The following is a 19,108-nucleotide window of genomic DNA, read 5'->3' as shown; positions in this document are numbered from 1 at the left end:
TTATGTGGCAATCGGCGTTGGTCAGGCGACGCTGGGCGCCACCTCTGCCGGGACCGTGGTCGGACGGCACAGAACCAACTCGAGCCGTCGAGCGGCGCCGATCGCGACCGCGCTGATGGCGATGTTGCCGACGATCAACAGCCAGCTCATTCCGGCGCCGAGGGTGAGTCCGGAGATCAGCGGGCCGAGCGCGGTGGCGGCAGTGTTGAATGCGGTGAACAGGCCCAGCGTGCTGCCGACCATGTGCGCCGGAGTGAGCGAGGCAACCAGGGGATTGAGCACCGGCGCGAACAGCGTCTCGCCGGCCGCGAACAGGCCGAAGCTGCCGACGAAGATCATCGAGGACAGTCCGGGAAGCTGCGCGGCCAGGCCGAGTACCGCCCAGCAGGCGACCCAGACCGCCCCGACGATCATCAACAGACCGGGCGCCGAGCGGTGGGCGGTCCAGCGGATCACCAGCAGTTGCAGCCCGAGCAGCACCGCGCAGTTCACCGCAGCCGCGATGCCGATGGTCTGCTCGGAGACGTTCAGCACGGTCAATCCGTACGCCGGCAGGCCACTCTCGAACTGCCCGTTGTAGGCCAGCTGCAGGGCGAAACTGATCACCGCGATCAACAACAGCGGCCGGGACGACTTGATCAACTTCCACGCCGTCCGCGCGGAGCGCGGCTGTGGAGAAAACTGCGAGGGCCGCGCGTCCAGTTCGCGGGAGCTGATCGCGTCACCGCTCAGATCGGACGCACCGCGGGCGGCGGCGCCGACGAGCACCGCAGAGAGGGCGAACCCGCCGGCCGCCAGCGCGAAGGCCGGCAGCATGCCGTCCGGGTGATCAAGATCAACAACGAAGCCGCCGAGGAAGGACCCCAGCCCCATGCCGAGCGCCTGCCCGCTGACGATCCAGGCGAACAGCCGCCGCCGATCGGTACCGTCGGACGACCAGCGCAGGGCCAGCACCGATTGTGCAGGGTTGCCGCCGGCCAGCCCGAAGCCGAAGAAAGCCATCCCGGCAAGAAAAGTGGCCGGGTTGTCGGCGATGATCAACGTCGCCGCCGCGACCGCGGCCAGTGCCCGGGTGATCATCGCGATCAGCGCCGGGTTGTGCCGATCGGCCAGCCGCCCACCGAGCGGAGCGGCGATCAGCGCGCCGACGGAGAACAGGCTGGCCGCCGCGGCACCGATCATCCCGCCCCAGCCGCGGGTCTGCGCTGCATAGGCGTACTGATAGGGCAGCACCGCACCCCAGCCGAGCATGGCGACGACGGAAGCGACGATGAGCAGAACGGCGCGGCGGCGCACGGCGAACCTCCCCGAAGACGTAACAAGACCCGGCGATCGGCATCACTGCCGGGCCGGGTCCTAGACTGAGAACTACGAAGACTTCAAGGCAGAAGACTTCGACGTCGAAATAATATCACGCCCGGAACGGGGTTCTCCGATGGCCAGAGCACAGCGCACGTCCCTGACCGACGACTACCGCGCAGCGGTCGCCACCTTCGTCGCGGCCGGCGCCGACGAGCAGGTGCAGCGGGTGGTGGAGTCGGTGTATCGGCTGGCCAAGCGGCTGTCGGCCTGGTACGACAGCCAGCTCGCCGACCTGAACGTGTCGTCCGGCGAGTGGGCGGTGCTGAAGGAGCTCGCGCGCAAGGACGGCCCGATGACGCCGAGCCAGCTCGCTGCCGCGACCGACGTCGCCCCGTCCTCGATGACGCACCGACTCGACGGCCTGGTCGAGCGCAAGCTGGTCGAGCGTGAGCCGGATCCGGACAACCGAACTCGGGTGCTGGTCCAGCTCTCCGACGGTGGCCGGGAGCTTTTCACTGCCGCGATCCGGGAGGCCAACGTGGTCGAGAGCGACATCGTCGCCCCGCTCACCGAGCGGCAGACCCGCGAGCTGGCGAACCTGCTGGAGAAGGTGATCGTGGGCCTGGACGAGGACGATCGTCCCGCGTCCTGAGATCAGATGCTTAGCCTTTGTAATTAGCGCCGCTAAACATTAGACTGCCTCCCGGTGACGACACGTGATCCCGGGATGAAGTCCGCGCGGCCGACCGATCTGCGCAGCAACGCCGGCCTGGCCGGTGCTCTGCGGCCTGCCCTGTTGCGGCTGGCGCGACGGTTGCGGCAGATGCGCGACGAGTCGCTGGAGCTGAGTCCCAATCAGCTGTCGGCGATGGGCGTGCTGCTCAACCACGGTGATCAACTGATGGGGGAGCTGGCCGCGCACGAGACGGTGCAACCGCCGTCGATGACCCGGATCGTCAACGAACTCGAGCGCCGCGGTTACGTCCGCCGGTCGGCGGGTTCGGATGACCGACGACAGGCCAGGGTTTCGCTCACCGACGCCGGCCGCGAAGTGCTGCTGGCCAACCGCAAACGTCGCAACGACTGGCTGGCCCGGAGGATCGCCGAGCTGGAGCCGCAGGAACGCGACATCCTCCGCAAGGCCATACCGATCTTGGAGAAGGTGAACCGCGCGTGACGCAAGCGTCCTCGACGCTTCCCGAACCCGATCAACAACCGGGCCGCCGCCGGCTGCCCGGCCTGAGCTCAGCCGGCCGTACCTTCGCCGCTCTCAGTGTCCGTAACTACCGGATCTACTTCTCCGGCGCACTCTTCTCCAACATCGGCACCTGGATGCAACGGGTTGCCCAGGACTGGCTGGTGCTGGAGCTGTCCCACGGATCCGGCCTCGCCGTCGGCGTCACCACCGCGCTGCAGTTCCTGCCGATGCTGTTGATCACCCCGTACGGAGGTCTGATCGCCGACCGCTTCGACAAGCGGATGGTGCTGCGGATCACCCAGACCTGGATGGCGCTGTCGGCTGCGGCGCTCGGATTGCTGGCCGTGCTGGGAGTTGCGCAGACCTGGCACGTCTTCGTACTGGCCTTCGTCTTCGGCGTCGGTACCGCCTTCGACAACCCGGCCCGGCAGGCGTTCGTCTCCGAAGTGGTCGGCCGGGAACACCTGCCGAATGCGATCGGGCTGAATTCGGCAAGTTTCAACGCTGCAAGGATTGTCGGGCCGGCGGTGGCGGGCATCGTGATCGCGGCGTTCGGGTCCGGCTGGGCGATTCTGGCCAACGCGGTCAGTTATCTGTCGTTCATCATCGCGTTGAGCATGATCGATCCGACGAAGCTGCAGCCGACGGTGCTGACCAAACGAGCCAAGCGGCAGATCCGCGAAGGACTGGCGTACATCCGCGGCCGCTCCGACATCATCCTGGTGCTCTGTATCGCCTTCTTCGTCGGCACCTTCGGGCTGAATTTCCAGATGACGTCGGCGCTGATGGCGCAGCAGGTCTTCCACAAGGGCGCCGGGCAGTACGGCATCCTCGGCACCTTCATGGCGGTCGGTTCGCTGGCCGGCGCGTTGATCGGTGCCCGGCGCAAGACCGCGCCCAGGGGCCGGTTCATCATCGCGGTGGCGATGGCGTTCTGTGCGATCGAGATGGTCGTCGGCATGATGCCGACCTACTGGACGTACGCAGCGCTGTTGCCGATCATGGGGCTCGCGTCGATGCTGACGCTGAACGCGGCCAACATGAGCGTGCAGATGGGCGTCGATCCGAAGCTGCGCGGGCGCGTGATGGCGATCTACATGATGGTGATGCAAGGCGGTACGCCGATCGGTGCGCCCTTGCTGGGTTGGGTTGCCGGCGTCTTCGGCGCCCGCTGGACGTTGATCGGCGGCGGCCTGATCGCCCTGCTCGGCGTGATGGCATCGGTAGCGATCATGGCCCGCCGTGGCGGCATCACCATCTCGCCCCAGATCAGCCTGCGCCCACCCCGCCTGGGCATGCACACCCGCACCCGCTGACAAGGCTGCACCGATCTGAGGGGCCCCGCCCAAGGCCCTGAGCCTGTCGAAGGGCTGGTAACTGGGTGCGGTCGGTCGGGTGTTCGGGGCTCTCCGCGCGGACAACCAGTCCGCACGATGCCCTGGATCCCTTGCCTGGTAAGGATTCTGGCGGCTGGTCCTGCGTGTCGGTCGGGCATCGTACGGACGGCCAGGCCCATCCACGTTCCGCGCGGAGAGCCCCGAACCCCCGACCTCGGCGCATGGTTGGGCCCGTCGGTGGTCGGCCGTCGACACACGCGGCATCGCCGGGCATCGGGCCGTACCGATTCGGCCGTTCTCAAGGCCCCTGAGCCCGGTCTGCGCTGCCTGCTCGGGCACTGTCGCCGCCACCCAGTCGAGGTGTACCCGCGCACTGCCGCAGGGTGCAATCAGGGCTGCCGCACGACGGCGCGGACTCCAGCTGCTGACGGCCGCCACTGATGGGTTGGTGGGTCAGTCGTGTGTGGGCGCGGCGGCTTGCCAGATGTGGTGGGCGAAGGGTCCTTCGCCGAGATCGTGGGCTCCGGTCGAATTGACCAGGAAGACTCTGCCGTACGGCGCCCGGAACAGGACGGTTCCGGGCTCGGGTTGTCGTCGGTTCCACAGTCCGTGGGTGATCACTCGGTGTTCGGGTCGGGCTTCGGGGCCGAGGTTGTTCTCTCGGGTTTGTCCTGTGCGGCCGGGTCGGTAGGGGTCGCTGTGGTCCAGGTCGAGATGTGGGCCGGTGGAGGTGGAGAACGGGAAGTCGCTGCCGGGGCGTTTGAGGAACATCCGTTCTCGCATCGGCCTTGGGATTTCGTAGGCGTCAACCGGAAGCAGGTCGGTGTTCAGGTCGATCACCGGTTTGATGGTGACCTGGCAGCCGTGCAGCCAGTCGGCGACCAGGCTGGACACGACCGGCCCGATGTCCTCGACCCGGACCACGCCGAGTCCGTGTTGCAGGGTTTCGTGGGCGATGTGCAGGTAGAGGGTGGCGTCGGGCCGCAACTTCGCGGGGTCGGTTGGCTGATCGCCCGGATCGCGGCCCGGGCCAGGTTGTGATCATGATCGAACCGGGGATAGCGGACCGGATGATCGTGGCCGGGTTGGGTCTCTGGTCCTTCGACAAGCTCAGGACCCTCGGGCTGGGCTGGGTGCTCGCCGGCCGGATCATGATCATCCTCGGGCAGATCCTCATCACCGAGTGCGGAGTCGAACAGAGAGGGTGCGTCGTCTTCGGCCAGCAGCCGTAGGGCGTAGGCGGGGTTGGCCAGGATCCCGATTGCGGCCGCGCGGCGTTCGTCCTTGGTCCGGTCGTCACCGCGGCGTCCGAGGAGGTCGGCGAACCGGTCGACCATCGCGTCGAACCAGATCACGTCACAGGCATCGGCCCGGGCGAACACGGTCTTGCAACCGTGTTCGGTCGCCTGGCCGACCCAGACGCCCTTCTCGCGTTGGCGGCGTTCGGCCTCGGCGGCGATCCGGTCGGCGTCGACCTCGATGATCTTCGCTTCCACCAGGCGCATCAGGGCCGCCCGGCCCAACCGACCGACATAGTCGGCGACGGCGGCGTCGACCAGGCCGGCCTGCTCCACACTGAGGTGCCGGGTGGCTTGGGCGATCAGTTGCGCATCGGCGCCCTCGATCTCGAAGGTGCGGACGCGGGCCAAGAGTCGGGGCAGCCGATAGCGCAGGTCGAGGGCGTCGGCGATGAAGTACCGGCCGGCCGTGATCGATTTACGCAGGTGGGTGGCGAACTCCGGGATCGCGAACTCGGCCATCGCCGGGGTGCCGGCGCCGCCGGGATGGATCGGCCTGTCCCCACCCGGGATCGCGAGCTGATGCGGGTCGATCGACTCGGCCGGATGGTAATGGGCCCATTCGACGGCCTGGATCAGTTTGGTGTTGCGACCGATCAACTCCTGCCGGTCGGCATCATCGAGGCCGCGCAAGATCTGCGCCGCGTCCCGACCGCCCTCGTTGATCATGCACCTGACGGTACAGACGACCTCTGACAAAACATGCCCGTCGAAAGCCCAACCCTGCAAGAGAAATCTCCGAATGTTCTGCCGAACGTGCGTCCGGTCTGGGGTAGGGTGCGGCGGCTGTGATCACGCTCTGGAGTCGGGGCCCTGACCTTGTCGACGGGCCGGACGCTGTACTCATGGCCCGGCGGCTGTGGTGGTCCTTCGACCGGATCGGGACCCGTCGGTTGCGTCCCCTGGGCTCCGGAGGTTCACGTCGCATCGATGGTCCGTCGCGCAGAGAGCCGAACACCCGACCGACCGCACCCCGGCTACCAGCGCTTCGACAATCTCAGGACCCTTGAGTCGAGTTGGCTGGCCGCGTGCCTGTTCGGCCCAGAGGGGTCGGCCCGCTAGTCGCGAGGTCGGGTGTCGGGTCTCTCGCCCCGAACGTGGATGGCCGGGACGTCCGCACGAGCTGACCGGCCCTTCGACAAGCTCAGGGCCCTTGGAGTGCGCTCACGATTCGAATCAATGCTCAGGACATATGGGTTGCGTTCGGGTGGCTGAGTTGTTCGGATGTTGTTGGGTGTTCGTGAACGGGGAAGGGCATGAAGGCGGGTGCGGTCGGTGACGCGGGTTGTGGTTCGGGACGGGGTGTGCGAATCCGAGACCGATACGGAACGGGCGGAGAGTTGGCTGGCGGCTGCACGCCGGATCGCGGCGCCGGACGAACCGGTGGCTGATGATCTCTCCGGCGACTGCAAGCTGTTCGCTGTTGATCATGATCTGCGGATCGTGCTACGACCGATGACGCGAGGTGATCTTGCTGACGTCCTGCGGTGGCGGCAAGCCGATCACGTTCAGCGCTGGTTCGGTGGGCGCTCGACCCTTCAGGAGATCAGTGACCGCTATGGGCCGCGGATCGACGGCGACGAGCCGACGCGGATGTCGGTGGTCGAGGTGAACGGGCGATCGATCGGTTTCATCCAGGACTACGTGATCAAGGACTATCCCGAGTACGCGATCTTGACGCCCGATGCCGATGCGATCGGTGGCGACTACCTGATCGGAGAGCCGAGTTGGATCGGGCGCGGCATCGGCACCCGACTGATCTGGACCTGGCTCACCGGTCTGCCGGATCAGCATCCCGCCAGCAGCAAGGTGTTCGTGGCACCCGACCATCGCAACACCGCGTCACTGCGCATCCTGGCCAAGACCGGGTTCGAGCAGGGCGTCTGGTTCGACGAACCACAACGTGACGGAACCGTGGCGACGCTGGTCGGTTGCGCTCTTGATCTTGAGGTCGTGATCGGCCGCTGACCAGCAACACGGCCGGGCGTGCTCTTGACAGCGCCACCCGGGCCGCAGCAGAATCGCCCGGAAACGTTTCCAAACCAGGATGGAAGCGGACAGGATTCGGCAACGCCGCCCGAAGGAGTCCTACCTCGATGAGAGCCGTGCGCACCCTTCGCCCGATTCGTACGATCTTGATCTTCGTCAGCGCGTTGGCGCTGGTCCTGACCTCGACGGTCGGGGCGCATGCCGGCCCGCGACATCAGCGGCCGACGGACGGTGCGACAGCGATGGCACGGGCGAGGGTCGCCGCCGATGTGTTGATGGGCTCCTACGATCCCGGCAAGGCGTGGTTTCCTTCCAGCTGGTGGAATTCCGCGGTCGCGCTGGAGACCATCGGCGACTACATGCAGCGCACCGGCGACCGCCGCTTGGAAATCCCCCACTTTCGTGAAGGCATGCACTATGAGGAGTTGTCATGCCAGAGAAGCGACGGAAGTTCGACGCGGAGTTCCGCGAGGGCGCTGTGCGGCTGGTGCACGAGTCCAACAAGTCGATCGCGCAGGTCGCCCGTGACCTGGGGGTCAACGAGGGCACCCTGGGCAACTGGGTGGCCCGGGACCGTGAACAGCGTGAAGGCGTCAATAGCCTGTCCAAAGATGATCTTGACGAGTTGAAGCGGCTGCGCTCTGAGAACGCCGAGCTGCGGATGGAGCGTGATGTTCTCAAGCGTTCCGTGGTCCTGTGGGTGAAGGAGGCGATGAGGTGAGCGTGGCACGCTTCATCGCCGACCAGAGGACCTTCTACCGCGTCCCGATCGCGGTCTGCTGCGCCATCCTCGGCCTGAGTGTGGGCTGGTTCTACAAGTGGATCAAGTCCCCGGTCACCGACCGACAGCAGCGGCGCCGCGAGCTGGATGCTGCGGTGCTGGCCATGTTTGAGGCGTCCGGTCGTACCTACGGCTCACCGCGGATCCACCGGGATCTGGTCGATGCCGGCTGGAGGGTGGGCCACAACACGGTCGCCGACTCGATGACCCGCCAAGGCCTGCAGGGCAGAAAACGCAAACACCGTAAGGGATTGACCAAACAGGACCGCAAGGCGGCCAAGTTCCCGGACCTGGTGCAGCGGGACTTCTCCGCCCGGGCGCCGAACTGCAAATGGTGTGGCGATATCACTGAGATTCCGACCGATGAGGGCAAGCTCTACATGGCCACGGTGATCGACTTGTTCTCGCGCAAGCTGCTGGCCTGCCCGATCAGCGATCACCCCGACGCGCCATTGGTCTGTGATGCGATCAAGATCGCCGCGGCGGTCCGCGGTGGCCGGGACCACATCGAGGGTGTGATCTTCCACTCCGACCGTGGATCAACGTATACAGCGAAGGACTTTTCCCTGCTGTGTAAGAAGAAACTCGGGATCCGACAGTCGATGGGACGGGTCGGATCCTGTTTCGACAACGCGGCAGCGGAGTCGTTCTTCTCCACCCTCGAACACGAAGTCCTGTCCCGCCACCACTTCGAAACCAAAGCCCAAGCCAGGGCTGTCGTCCTGGCCTGGTGCCACCAGTTCTACAACGTCCAACGACGGCACAGCGGCGCGGCCTTGCTGCCACCCGACCAATACGAGATGATCACCGCTGACCAACCGGCAGCGGCCTAAACCGAAACCCTTCACGATTTCGGGGAAATCTCAGCTACCTGCCTCAACTCGACCGGACTTTCGAACAGGACCAGGGAGTCTTCCCACCCGGAGAGTTGTCCGGCGACCCGCTGCTGGGCAACTTCACCAGTCGCGCCATCGACGATTCGGAGTGGTGGGCGCTCACCTGGATCGAGGCCTACGACCTCACCGGCCAGCAGAAGTACCTGAACATGGCGGTCAAGATCGCCGACTATGTGCAGGGCTACTGGGACGACACCTGCGGCGGTGGTGTCTGGTGGAATGCGGAACGGACGTACAAGAACGCGATCACCAACGGGCTCTACATCCGAATGACCGCCGAGCTGCACAATCGGCTGCACGGTGACCGGACCTGGCTGGACCGATCCCAGCGGGCCTGGGACTGGTTCACCGGCAGCGGGATGATCAACTCCGACAACCTGGTCAACGACGGGCTGGACAACTGCAAGAACAACGGTCAGACGGTGTGGAGCTACAACCAGGGCCTGGCGATCGGCGCGGCGGTCGAGCTGTGGCGGGCCACCAGCGATGATCAACTTCTGCACACCGCGCGGAAGCTCGCCGACGCCGCGATCAACTCCGACGAGTTGACCTCGAACGGCATTCTGACCGAGTCCTGCGACGCTGACGACAAGACCTGCGACGACAACGGCAAGCAGTTCAAGGGGATCTTCCTGCGCTACTTCGCCGACCTCGCCGAAACCACCCAGGCTCCCGAGCTCACCGCGTTCGTCGCCGAACAGGCCGACACCATCTGGGGCCAAGATCGCGACGCGGCCAACCGGCTGGGCACCCGCTGGAGCGGTGCTGCCGGGGACGCCGATCATCCCAACGCGTTCGACTGGCGGACTCAGGCCAGCGCGCTGAGCGCCTTGATCGCCGACGTTCCGCGTCGTACGCCGGCCAGGTCGTTGTCGGCAACGATGGACCCGGCGCAGCCGGTGATCATGCCCGGCAACGCCCGGACCGCGATCACTGTTGATCTTGCGGTGACCGCCACGGCCACCCGCTCGGAGAAGCTGAACGTCCGGCTCGATCTGACAGCGCCGAAGGGCTGGACCGCCCGGTCCGCGCAGCGATCCGTGCTTCTGCGGCCGCACGGCAACGCCGAGCCGGTGCGTACCGTCGTACCTGTCAAGATCAACATTCCGGCAGGCGTTGCCGACGGCCACTACACGGTGACTGTCGAGGTCAGCGCCGGACACGGCCTGAGCTTCACCGCGCAGACCGACGTGCTGATCGCCAGCAAGATCGACTTCGATGCCGGTACGGCAGCCGAGACTCCCTGGCTGTACGACGCGGACGGCTCGCAGAGCAACCAAGCGGGCAGCCGCTTTGCCGACGGCAACAGCCACTTCAGCTACCGATTCCCGTTCCCTGCCGACAGTGCCAGTGCCAAAGCAACACTCGACATCGACAACGAGTACACGATCGAGGCCAGCGCGGACGGCAAGACCTGGACCGCGTTGGCCAAGGAAGATCAGCAGATCCACGACGGTGAGAACAGGGCCGAGCACACTGTCGACCTGACGCCGTACTTGGGCATCGACAAGGTCGTCTACCTGCGCGTCGGCGACTCCTTCCCGAATGACGGCTGGGGCGGTCGGATGTATCACCTGACCGCGACGGCCAGTTCCTGATCTCCCGCGTCCTGTTCTGCTCGCGCGCGCCGGATCCGCATCTGCTCCGGATCCGGCACCGGCGCGGCAGCCAGCAACGCTCGGGTGTAATCCGTCGCCGGGTCCGTCAGCACCTTCCCAGTCGGACCGGACTCGACCACCTCACCGCTGCGCATCACCAGCACCTGATCACTGATCTGATCAACCACCGCAAGATCATGGCTGATAAAGATGCACGCGAATCCCAACTCCGCTTGAAGATCCGCGAAGAGCGCCAGCACCTCCGCCTGCACCGAGACGTCCAACGCACTAGTCGGTTCGTCGGCGATCAGCAGACTCGGCCGCAGCGCGAGGGCACGCGCCAGAGCCACCCGTTGGCGTTGGCCGCCGGACAACTCGCCCGGCAGTCGCCGGCCGAAATGCCGAGGTAGCTGGACCTGTTCCAGCAACCCGCCGACTCGGTCGGTCAACTCGCGCCCGGACGCGATCTTGTGCACCTGGAGCGGTTCGGCCACGCAGTCGGCCACCGTCAGCCGCGGATCGAGCGTTGTCGCCGGATCCTGTTGTACGAAGCCGATGTCACGCCGCAGTCGGCGCAGTGACCCTTGGTCCAGACCTGCCAATCCAGTGCCGCCGACCAGAACTCTGCCGCTGTCCGGGTGCAGGGTGCCACTGGCCGTGCGGGCCAAGGTCGACTTGCCCGAACCGGACTCGCCGACAACTCCGAGAACCGAGCCACGAGGAAGCACGGCGGACACGTTCCGCAACGCGGTGAAGCTGGACCTCCCGCCACGGCCGCGATAGCTGAGCGTGACGTCGATGAACTGAACGGCGGCGCCGGCATCGACGCCGGCATCGACGGCGGCAATGCTCGCCGGATCGGCCGCCGCGCGAGCCGGGATCGGTCCCGGTGTCGACACCGGATCAGGAAGCCGCGGCACAGCGGCGAGTAGTTCCCGGGTGTACGTGGTCCGTGGCGCCCCGAACAGCGAGATCACGTCGCCGCGCTCGACCATCCGGCCGCGCCGCAGCACCAGCACGTGATCAGCGAGGTCGGCCACCACACCCATGTTGTGGGTGATCAACAAGATCGCAACTCCGTTGCGATCCCGCAGTCGCGCCAACAACGCCAGAATCTCTTCCTGGACGGTGACATCGAGCGCGGTGGTCGGTTCGTCGGCGATCAGCAGCGACGGCTCGCCGGCCAGCGCGAGCGCGATCACGATCCGCTGCTTCTGGCCGCCAGACAGCTGATGCGGGTAGCCGGCGAGGATGCGCCGGGTGTCCGTCAGCTCCACCATCGACAGCAGGTCCGCCGCACGATCGCGGGCCGCACGGCGGCCGTGTCTGCCGTGCGCCCGGAGCGCTTCGGCCAGCTGCCAGCCGATCGTCCGTACCGGATTCAACGCGGTCTGCGGCTCCTGGAAGACCATCGCGGCTCCGCGGCCCCGCACCGTACGCCAGTCGACCCGACCGGACAGCAGGTTGTCGGTCAGCGCATCGTCATGATCATCACGCCCGGGCACCGCCAGTCGGATGGTGCCGGTCGCGCGGGCGGTGGGAGGCAACAGTCCGAGCACCGATCGGGCCGTGATCGTCTTGCCCGATCCGGACTCGCCGACCAGCGCCAGCACCTCACCGTGCGACACCGTGAAGGAGACATCGTCGACCGCCGGTGGACCGCTGCTGCCGTCGAAACGGATGGTCAGGTCCGACACCGTCAGCACCGGATGCCGGCCGGACGAGGACCCGGTCGGCCGGCCGGCGACATTCTGCTCAGTCATAGATCTTCGCTCCTTCGGCCCAGACTCGGGCACGTTCCGATGGCGCCGTGGACGAGTAGGCGCCGGGGAGATAGCGGACCGGTGCAGCGTTCCGGTGTAGCCGAAGCTGCCGCGTCCCTTCGTCAACTCCCAGTCGACCGGGCCACCGCGGTCGGCGCCGATGCTGATCCCGGTGAACGGAGCCATCTCCCGACCAACTGCGGCACTTCGGCAAGATCAACAACCGCGACGCCGTCGGTCAAGATCAGATTCCAACGGAATTCCGGCAGCGCCTGGAAGCGCACGGACAGTCGCTGGTGTCCGAGTCCGAGATTGATCATGCCGCTGTGGTGGATCCGGCCGTACGCGTTGAAGGTCAAGAAGGCCGCCGGCTCGCCACGGTCGTCCGGCTCGACGGCGACCAGGTAGCCGCCCCCTTGATCGCCATGACTGATCAAGACCCCTTGATCGCCCGCTGCCACCTGGAGATCGATGACGATCTCCAGGTCTCGGTGCTGCAGCAGCCGTGCCGACCGGACCCGTTCCAGGGTCGGGGTGCCCGGGTACAGGGTCACCGGGTCAGCGAAATGATCATCGTCGGGTCGCCGCAGGGCGCCCGCAGGACCATGATCATTGAGCGGGAAGACCCGGTTCTGCCGGGCCGCCCGCTCCCAGGCCGCGGCCAACTCGACCAGCACCTCCGGTCGTGCGGCGGCGAGGTCGGTGGTCTCGGTCGGATCGGTGATCAGATCGTAGAGCTGCCATTCCTTGTCGTCACAGGGTGTGCCGGGCCGATGGCTGGTGACGATCTTGAAGTGCTCGTTCTGATAGGCGCGATTGCCACCGGTCTCGTTGTACTGCTCGACGTGCCGGGTGACCGCGTCGGCCGACCGCACCAGCGCGGCGGCGCTGACGCCGTCGACCTCCGGCGCCGGGATTCCGTGCCGATGCGTCGATCGGGCCACCCCGGCCAGCTCCAGCAGGGTCGGGGTCAGATCGGTGACGTGTACGTACTGCCGGCGCAAACCTCCGTCGCAATCGCCACGGATCCGGCCGGCCGGCCAGTGCACCAGCAGAGGTGCACGGATGCCGCCGGCAAAGGTGTCGGACTTGTACAGCCGGAAAGGCGTGTTCGAGACCTGACCCCAGCCCCGCGGGTAGTGCACCGTGGTCTGCGGCCCGCCGACCAGGTCCAGATCGCGTTCGACGTCGCGGTCCCAGTCGTCGGGAAGTCCTTGCAGGTGGGCGAATTGACTGAAGTAGCTGCGTGTGCCGTCCTGGCCGCCTTCGGCGGTGCCGCCGTTGTCGGAAGCGAAGACGATGATCGTGTTGTCCAACTCGCCGTACTGCTCCAGCGTCGCCACGATCCGGCCGACGCTGTCGTCGACCGCGGTGACCGCGGCGGCATAGGTCTCCATGTAGCGGGCGAACAGCCGTCGCTGATCATCGGTCAGGCCGACCCAGGCCGGGACGTCCTTGCCCGGTTCACAGTTCGATGCCGGCAGCCGGGTGTCCTCGGCGAACAAGCCGAGCTCGATCTGACGACGGAACCGGGCATCCCTGATGTGGTCCCAGCCGGCGTCGTAGATCCCTTGATAGGTTGCGATGTCGGCGGCCTTGGCCTGGATCGGACCGTGCACCGCGTGATGGGCGAAGTAGAGCAGGAACGGCTTGCGCTGATCATTCGCGCGCAGCGACCTGATCATGGAAACGGCGCGGTCGGTCAGATCGTCGGTGAGGTAGTAGTTCTCGTCGAAGTGATCGACCTCGTACGGTGAGTTGTCCCAGATCAGCCGGTGCGGCGCGTGCAGGCTGGTGAGCCCTTCCATGCTGCCGAAATAGCGATCGAAGCCGCGTTGCAGCGGCCAGGACCGCCGATCGGCGGCGTCGTGCAGCGACCGGTCGCCGGTCAGGTGCCACTTGCCGACGGCGAAGGTCGCGTAGCCCGCGTCACGCAGCGACTCGGCCAGGGTCGGGGTGTCCTCGGGCAGCTCGAAGGTGTACGCCGGATAGCCGGGATCGGAGTTGGCCGGCACCGCGAACCCGGCGCGGTGCGGATTCAACCCGGTCAGCAGCGCGGCCCGCGACGGCGAGCACAACGCAGTGGTGTGGCAGTTGGTGAATCGGACCCCACCGTCGGCCAGCCGATCCAGATGCGGCGTGCGGATCTCGCTGCCGTACGGTCCGATGTCGGCAAAACCAAGATCATCGAGATAGGTGATCACGACGTTGGGACGGCCGTACGCGTTCGGTTCGGGTCGCCACCAGGGCGTCGATTCACCGAAGGTGCGTCCGATCGTGCCGCCGAAGCCGGCGTACGGATCCGTGCTCGGTTCGCTCATCAGTTCACCCTCCTGGCCGCGCCGAGTGCTTGGGCCAACAGCTGCAGGGCGAGCACCAGGATGATCACCATGGCGAGCGGACCGAGCACGAAGGCGAGATTGTTGTCTGCGTAGTTGATGCCGTCGCTGATCAGACTGCCCAGCGACGGAGCTGGTGGGCGAACGCCGATGCCGAGGAAGCTCATGGCGCTCTCGACGAACACCGCCATCGACAACGACAGGGCAAGCTGGACCCCGATCGGCTCGGCGGCGTTGGGCAGCACGTGCCTGCGCAGCACCCAGAGTCGGCCGGCGCCGATGGTCTCTGCCGCCTCGACGTAGGGCATCGCGCGCACCTTGAGGATCGAGGATCGCAGCATCCGGCCGAAGATCGGCGTCTCCACGATGGCGATCACCGCGACCACCGTGCCGATCCCGGTGCCGGTGACCGCGGTCAGCCCGATGGCCATGATCAACGCCGGGAAGGCGAGGATGACGTCGAAGAATCGTTGCAGCGCAACGTCGACGGCCGAGCTCAGTGTGCCGGCCAGGGCGAGCAGGGTGCCGCAGACGGCGCCGATCGGAACCGCGACGAAGACGACCACCAGGTCGGTGCGCAGCCCGTACAGCGTACGGGAGAAGACGTCCCGGTTGACGTAGTCGGTGCCCAGCAGGTGCTGGGCGCTCGGCGTCAGCAGATTGGCGTTGTCCAGTTGGAGATTCGGCGGGTACGGCGCCAGCAGCGGAGCGCAGACGCCGATCAAGATCAACAGCCCGAGCAGCACCAGACCGACCAGCCCGCGGCCGCGTACGAGCCGGGAGAGTGTCGACGAATGCTTGCGGCTGCTGGCGAAATCGCGATCCGCGCCGAAGCCGGCGGGGGGCGAGTTCTTCAGCGGTTCGGGTCGAGGTGGAGACGGTCATCAGGAGTGCTCCCGTTGGTGATGGTGCATGATCATCCGCCGATCCGGATTCGCGGATCGAGCGCTGCGTGAGCGGCGTCGGTGATCAATTGGATGACGATGAAGACGCCGACCGAGATCAACAGCAGGATCTGCACGACCGGATAGTCGCGGTTGTCGATGGCCTGCGCGATCAGCTGGCCGAGGCCGGGCCAGGTGAAGACCGCTTCGACCAGGACCGCTCCGCCCAGCAGGCCGCCGATGTGGATGCCGAGCGCGGTGAGGTAGGTCGGCAGGGCGGCCGGCAAGGCGTGCGCCAGCAGCCGCCGTTCGCTGACGCCGGCGGCCCGCGCGGTGGTGATGTAGGGCGCGTGCAACTCGGTCCGCAACGACTCGGCCAGGAATCGGGTCAGCCCGGCCGAGGCCGGCAACGCCAGACACAGCGCAGGCATCAGCAGATACTGCGCGGAAATGTCGATCCGATCCGCGAATCCCTTCGGCGGGGTGCCGCCGGCTGGCAGGATCGGCAGCAGGATCCCGAAGATCAACACCAGCACGATGCCGGTGACGAAGGTCGGCAGGCCGAGGGCGATCGTGTTGAAACCGGTGATGATCGAGTCGATGATCTTGCTCTTGGTCCAGACCCAGACGCACGCCGTGATCAAACTGATCAGGATCGTCAGGGCGAGCGCGGCGCCGGTCAGGATCAGCGTGTTGACCGCACCGTGAGCGATCAGCGAACTGATCTTGCCGCCGATCGTGTACGAGGTGCCCAGCTCCCCGGTGACGACGCCACGGATCCAGGTGAGATATTGCTCGGCCACCGGGCGATCAAGGCCGAGGTTGTGCCGGATCTGTGCGATCGCCTCCGCCGTGGCATCCACCCCGGCCAAGGTGGTGGCCGGGTCACCGGGCACCAGCCGCAGCACCGCGAAGATCAACACCGAGGCGAGGAACAGCACCAGGATCGCCGACGGCAGCCGACGGAGCAGATAACTGATCATGAGAGAACTCCAGCTCGAAACAGTCAGGCGGTCAGATAGGCGTCGGTCAAGATCAACTCGGAGCGCTTGGTGTGGTCGACGCCCTGCAGCCGGTTGGAGACCGCGACCTGCGGGAACTTCACGGCCATCTCGATCAGGAACAGCGAGTTGATCAGGTCTTCGGAGAGCCGGTCGTAGGCGCAGGTCGCGTGCGAGAGCGCGTCTGTCGCTGCGCGGCCGGAGCCGTCGTTGGTGGCCGGTAGCGTCCAGACGCCGGTCGCATCGGACCGGTACTGCTCGGGCTGATAGCGGGAGGCGTTGTGCTCGGCGTTGAACGGGTAGGCGCTGACGGTCAATGTGGAAGGCACATACTGCGCTCAGGAGTGGTAGTTGAACCACAGGCCTGGAAACTTCGCCCCGATCAGCAGTTTGGTGTGCTGGGCGGTCTCGGTCGGAATCAGCTCCACGTCGATGCCGGCATCGGCCAGGTTGGATTGCACGATGGTGGCCAACGCGGCCACCTCCGGGGACGGCGTCGAGTAGTTGAACGGGATGGTGCCGATGCTGCCGACGTCCTTGATCAACTCCCGGGCCTTGTCCAGATCGCGGCGGTACGTCCGGTTTCGTTGCTCGTCGTAGGCGGGGGAGTACTTCGGCCACGGGACGTTGATCGGATAGCCGGCACCGCGCAGCACGTCGCTGACGATCCGTTCGCGATCCAAGGCGTACGCGATCGCCTGCCGGACACGAAGGTCGTCCAGTGGTTTCGCGGTCACGTTGGCACCGACGTACAACTGCAACTCGGCGCCGTCGAACCGGACGGCCCGGAAACCGCCGCGCTTGCTGAGGTTGAGCAGGTCGAGGTTGCCGACGTTGTTGCTCAGGTCGATCTGTCCGGATCGCAACGCAGACAGCGATGCCTTGGCGTCCTTCATGATCCGCGCGTCGACGCCGTCCAGATAGGGCCGCTCCGGTTGCCAGTAGTCGTCGAACCGGTCGAAGGTGATCGACGTGTTCGGCAGCCACTTCGTCACCTTCAACGGGCCGGTGCCGATGAACGCCTCACCCGTGGCGAGTTGATCAAGAGAGTCGATGTCGATGATCGGGACGGTGTCGAGCAGGTCGAAGATGTTGGCGAGCGGATGACCGAATCGCAGCGTGATGGTGTGATCGTCGTGCAGCTCGAAGCCGGTCACCGCTGCGGCGGTGCTGCGCAGCTGCCCGTTCCACTTGGCGGCAGCGTAGGTCCGGATCGACGCCCTGACGTCCGGAGCGGTGAATTCCCTGCCGTTGTGGAATTTCACCCCCTTCCGCAGCCAGAGCTTGATCGACTTGCCGTCCGAGGCCAGCTGCCAGTGGGTCGCCAGCCGGGGCTGCGGAATGATCTTGTCATTGCGGTAGCGGGTCAGTGATTCGTAGGCGAGCCCGATGATCACGGTGATCGAACTGGTGTTGGTGAAGAAGTTGGCCGGAATGACGTCCTGGGCCAGCCCGGCCGCGAGTCGGCCACCGCGCCGGGGCTGGTTGCTGCCGCTCTTGCCCAACTCCCGGGCCTGGCTGACCGCGGACTCGCAACCGGCCGCGCCGAGCAGCGCGGTGCCCGCCCCGCCGACCGCGGCCGCCTGCAGCAAAGTGCGCCGGGTGGTCGTCCCGAACGCCGGTGGTGTGGTCATCGAAAGCCTCGTTCTTGCGTTCAGGAAAACGGCTTCGTCAGCCGAGATCGGAGAAGTGCGATGCATCGCCCTTGCGCGGCGTGGAGGTGACGCCGTCGATGCTGACCGGTACGTCGCCGGCCAGCGTGATCCGGTGCAGGACCCGCTTCTGCTGGCCGTAGTCGGCGACGCCGTAGTGCTGGGTTGCCCGGTTGTCCCAGATCGCCAGGTCGCCGAGCGACCAGTTCCAGCGGACGGTGTTCTCCAGCTTGGTGACCTGGCGCTGCAGCAGCTGGAAGAGGTCGCTGGAGTCGGCCGACTTGAGTCCGACGAAGTACTTCACGAAGTGGCCGAGCAGCAGCGACCGTTCCCCGGTCTCCGGATGCACTCGGACCACCGGGTGTTCGGTCTCGAAGGCCTGCTTGCGGAATTCGTCGTAGTAGGACTGCTCCTTGACGTCGATGCCACCGATCCGCTTCTCGTCGCGATCCGCGGCGTAGTCGTACAGATTGGTGTGTACGGCCCAGAGTTGATTCACCAGCGCCTTGACGGCAGGATGCAGCGCCTCGTACGCGGTGACGGTGTTGGCCCAGACGGTGTTCCCGCCGTGGGTGGGCAACGTGATGGCGCGCAGCAGGCTGATCGCCGGGATCCGGTCGACGAAGGTGACGTCGGTGTGCCAGCTGTTGGCCTTGCTGTAGTCGGAGTCGATCGACAGCACCGACTTGCCGTCACCGCGGACGTTCGGATGCGGCAGCGTCGGGGTGCCGAGCCGGCTGGCGAACTCGTGTTGGATCCCGTCGTCCAGATGATCTTGACCCGAGAAGAAGATCACCTTGTTCTCCAGCAGGGCCCGGCGGATCTCGGCCACCACGGCGTCGTCGAGGTCGCCGCTGAGCCGGACGCCGCCGATCCGGGCGCCGATCAGTTCGCCGGTCTTGGCGACCTGGATGTGGGAGTAGCTCGGGTCGTACGCGTCCGGGCGGTTCGCCGACTCGGTAACTGTGGGGCGGTCGGTGGTGATGGTCATGACGTTCTCCTGGGTGTGGAAGTGTACAGTTGCCGGTAATACCTGCGGTAACTGTAGGAAATATCGGGAGCGTTTCCAA

General features: G+C 66.3%; 17 protein-coding genes. 7 read left to right on the top strand and 10 right to left on the bottom strand.

Annotation, left to right across the window (positions count from 1 at the left end):
• Positions 1–21: 21 nt before the first annotated feature.
• Complete coding sequence (locus FOE78_RS21250; protein ID WP_143988032.1) at positions 22–1,296, bottom strand: MFS transporter; 1,275 nt, start codon at positions 1,294–1,296, stop codon at positions 22–24.
• A gap of 139 nt (positions 1,297–1,435) precedes the next feature.
• On the opposite strand from FOE78_RS21250, the gene FOE78_RS21245 reads away from it, so the two are divergent.
• Genes FOE78_RS21245 through FOE78_RS21235 form a run of 3 tightly spaced genes read left to right on the top strand, consistent with a single transcriptional unit; the run spans position 1,436 to position 3,816 of the window.
• Positions 1,436–1,954, top strand: a complete 519-nt coding sequence (locus FOE78_RS21245) for a MarR family winged helix-turn-helix transcriptional regulator (RefSeq protein ID WP_143988031.1) — start codon at positions 1,436–1,438, stop codon at positions 1,952–1,954.
• A gap of 54 nt (positions 1,955–2,008) precedes the next feature.
• On the top strand, positions 2,009–2,479 hold the full coding sequence (locus FOE78_RS21240) for a MarR family winged helix-turn-helix transcriptional regulator (RefSeq protein ID WP_228265934.1): 471 nt from the start codon (positions 2,009–2,011) through the stop codon (positions 2,477–2,479).
• Positions 2,476–3,816 (top strand): MFS transporter, encoded by a 1,341-nt coding sequence (locus tag FOE78_RS21235; RefSeq protein WP_228265933.1) that lies wholly within the window; start codon positions 2,476–2,478, stop codon positions 3,814–3,816. The genes FOE78_RS21240 and FOE78_RS21235 overlap by 4 nt, the downstream gene beginning before the upstream one ends.
• Positions 3,817–4,290: 474 nt before the next feature.
• Here the strand turns inward: FOE78_RS21235 and FOE78_RS21230 are convergent, their stop codons facing one another.
• Together FOE78_RS21230 and FOE78_RS21225 are read right to left on the bottom strand one after the other, a co-directional pair.
• Positions 4,291–4,731: a hypothetical protein gene (locus FOE78_RS21230; protein WP_143988030.1), complete on the bottom strand. Its 441-nt coding sequence runs from the start codon at positions 4,729–4,731 to the stop codon at positions 4,291–4,293.
• Complete coding sequence (locus tag FOE78_RS21225; protein WP_143988029.1) at positions 4,674–5,804, bottom strand: DUF222 domain-containing protein; 1,131 nt, start codon at positions 5,802–5,804, stop codon at positions 4,674–4,676. Before FOE78_RS21225 ends, FOE78_RS21230 begins: the two co-directional genes overlap by 58 nt.
• A gap of 606 nt (positions 5,805–6,410) precedes the next feature.
• Here FOE78_RS21225 and FOE78_RS21220 point away from each other — a divergent pair.
• The 4 genes from FOE78_RS21220 (at position 6,411) to FOE78_RS21205 (ending at position 10,399) form a co-directional block, all read left to right on the top strand.
• Positions 6,411–7,103, top strand: a complete 693-nt coding sequence (locus tag FOE78_RS21220) for a GNAT family N-acetyltransferase (RefSeq protein ID WP_143988028.1) — start codon at positions 6,411–6,413, stop codon at positions 7,101–7,103.
• 451 nt (positions 7,104–7,554) lie between these two features.
• Complete coding sequence (locus FOE78_RS21215; protein ID WP_143984785.1) at positions 7,555–7,845, top strand: transposase; 291 nt, start codon at positions 7,555–7,557, stop codon at positions 7,843–7,845.
• A complete protein-coding gene (locus tag FOE78_RS21210) occupies positions 7,842–8,738 on the top strand; it encodes an IS3 family transposase (RefSeq protein WP_143984784.1) in 897 nt (298 codons plus the stop codon). The genes FOE78_RS21215 and FOE78_RS21210 overlap by 4 nt, the downstream gene beginning before the upstream one ends.
• Positions 8,739–8,833: 95 nt before the next feature.
• A complete protein-coding gene (locus tag FOE78_RS21205; RefSeq protein ID WP_210414703.1) occupies positions 8,834–10,399 on the top strand; it encodes a glycoside hydrolase family 76 protein in 1,566 nt (521 codons plus the stop codon).
• On the opposite strand, the gene FOE78_RS21200 is transcribed toward FOE78_RS21205, so the two are convergent.
• The 7 genes from FOE78_RS21200 to FOE78_RS21175 all read right to left on the bottom strand — a co-directional run bounded on the left by FOE78_RS21200 (position 10,372) and on the right by FOE78_RS21175 (position 19,029).
• Positions 10,372–12,162, bottom strand: a complete 1,791-nt coding sequence (locus tag FOE78_RS21200) for a dipeptide ABC transporter ATP-binding protein (RefSeq protein ID WP_143988026.1) — start codon at positions 12,160–12,162, stop codon at positions 10,372–10,374. The two genes, FOE78_RS21205 and FOE78_RS21200, sit on opposite strands and share 28 nt — an antisense overlap.
• Before the next feature lie 122 nt (positions 12,163–12,284).
• Positions 12,285–14,483 (bottom strand): arylsulfatase, encoded by a 2,199-nt coding sequence (locus tag FOE78_RS21195; RefSeq protein ID WP_210414702.1) that lies wholly within the window; start codon positions 14,481–14,483, stop codon positions 12,285–12,287.
• The gene (locus FOE78_RS21190; RefSeq protein WP_228265932.1) at positions 14,483–15,247 is read right to left on the bottom strand and encodes an ABC transporter permease; all 765 of its coding nucleotides are present in this window, start codon (positions 15,245–15,247) and stop codon (positions 14,483–14,485) included. The genes FOE78_RS21195 and FOE78_RS21190 overlap by 1 nt, the downstream gene beginning before the upstream one ends.
• A 170-nt stretch (positions 15,248–15,417) precedes the next feature.
• Positions 15,418–16,368 carry an ABC transporter permease gene (locus FOE78_RS21185; RefSeq protein WP_143988024.1) on the bottom strand — a complete coding sequence of 317 codons (951 nt, stop codon included), beginning with the start codon at positions 16,366–16,368 and terminating at the stop codon, positions 15,418–15,420.
• Between the two features lie 23 nt (positions 16,369–16,391).
• Entirely contained in the window at positions 16,392–16,715 is a 324-nt protein-coding gene (locus FOE78_RS23920; RefSeq protein ID WP_210414701.1) for a hypothetical protein, read from the bottom strand.
• 9 nt (positions 16,716–16,724) lie between these two features.
• Positions 16,725–18,020 carry an ABC transporter substrate-binding protein gene (locus FOE78_RS21180; RefSeq protein WP_210414700.1) on the bottom strand — a complete coding sequence of 432 codons (1,296 nt, stop codon included), beginning with the start codon at positions 18,018–18,020 and terminating at the stop codon, positions 16,725–16,727.
• 37 nt (positions 18,021–18,057) lie between these two features.
• Positions 18,058–19,029 carry a TauD/TfdA dioxygenase family protein gene (locus tag FOE78_RS21175; RefSeq protein ID WP_143988023.1) on the bottom strand — a complete coding sequence of 324 codons (972 nt, stop codon included), beginning with the start codon at positions 19,027–19,029 and terminating at the stop codon, positions 18,058–18,060.
• Positions 19,030–19,108 lie beyond the last annotated feature (79 nt).

The organism is Microlunatus elymi, assembly GCF_007362775.1.
GTDB lineage: Bacteria > Actinomycetota > Actinomycetes > Propionibacteriales > Propionibacteriaceae > Microlunatus > Microlunatus elymi.
Note: the sequence above shows the minus strand (reverse complement) of the source record. Positions and strands in the feature narration are given on the sequence as shown.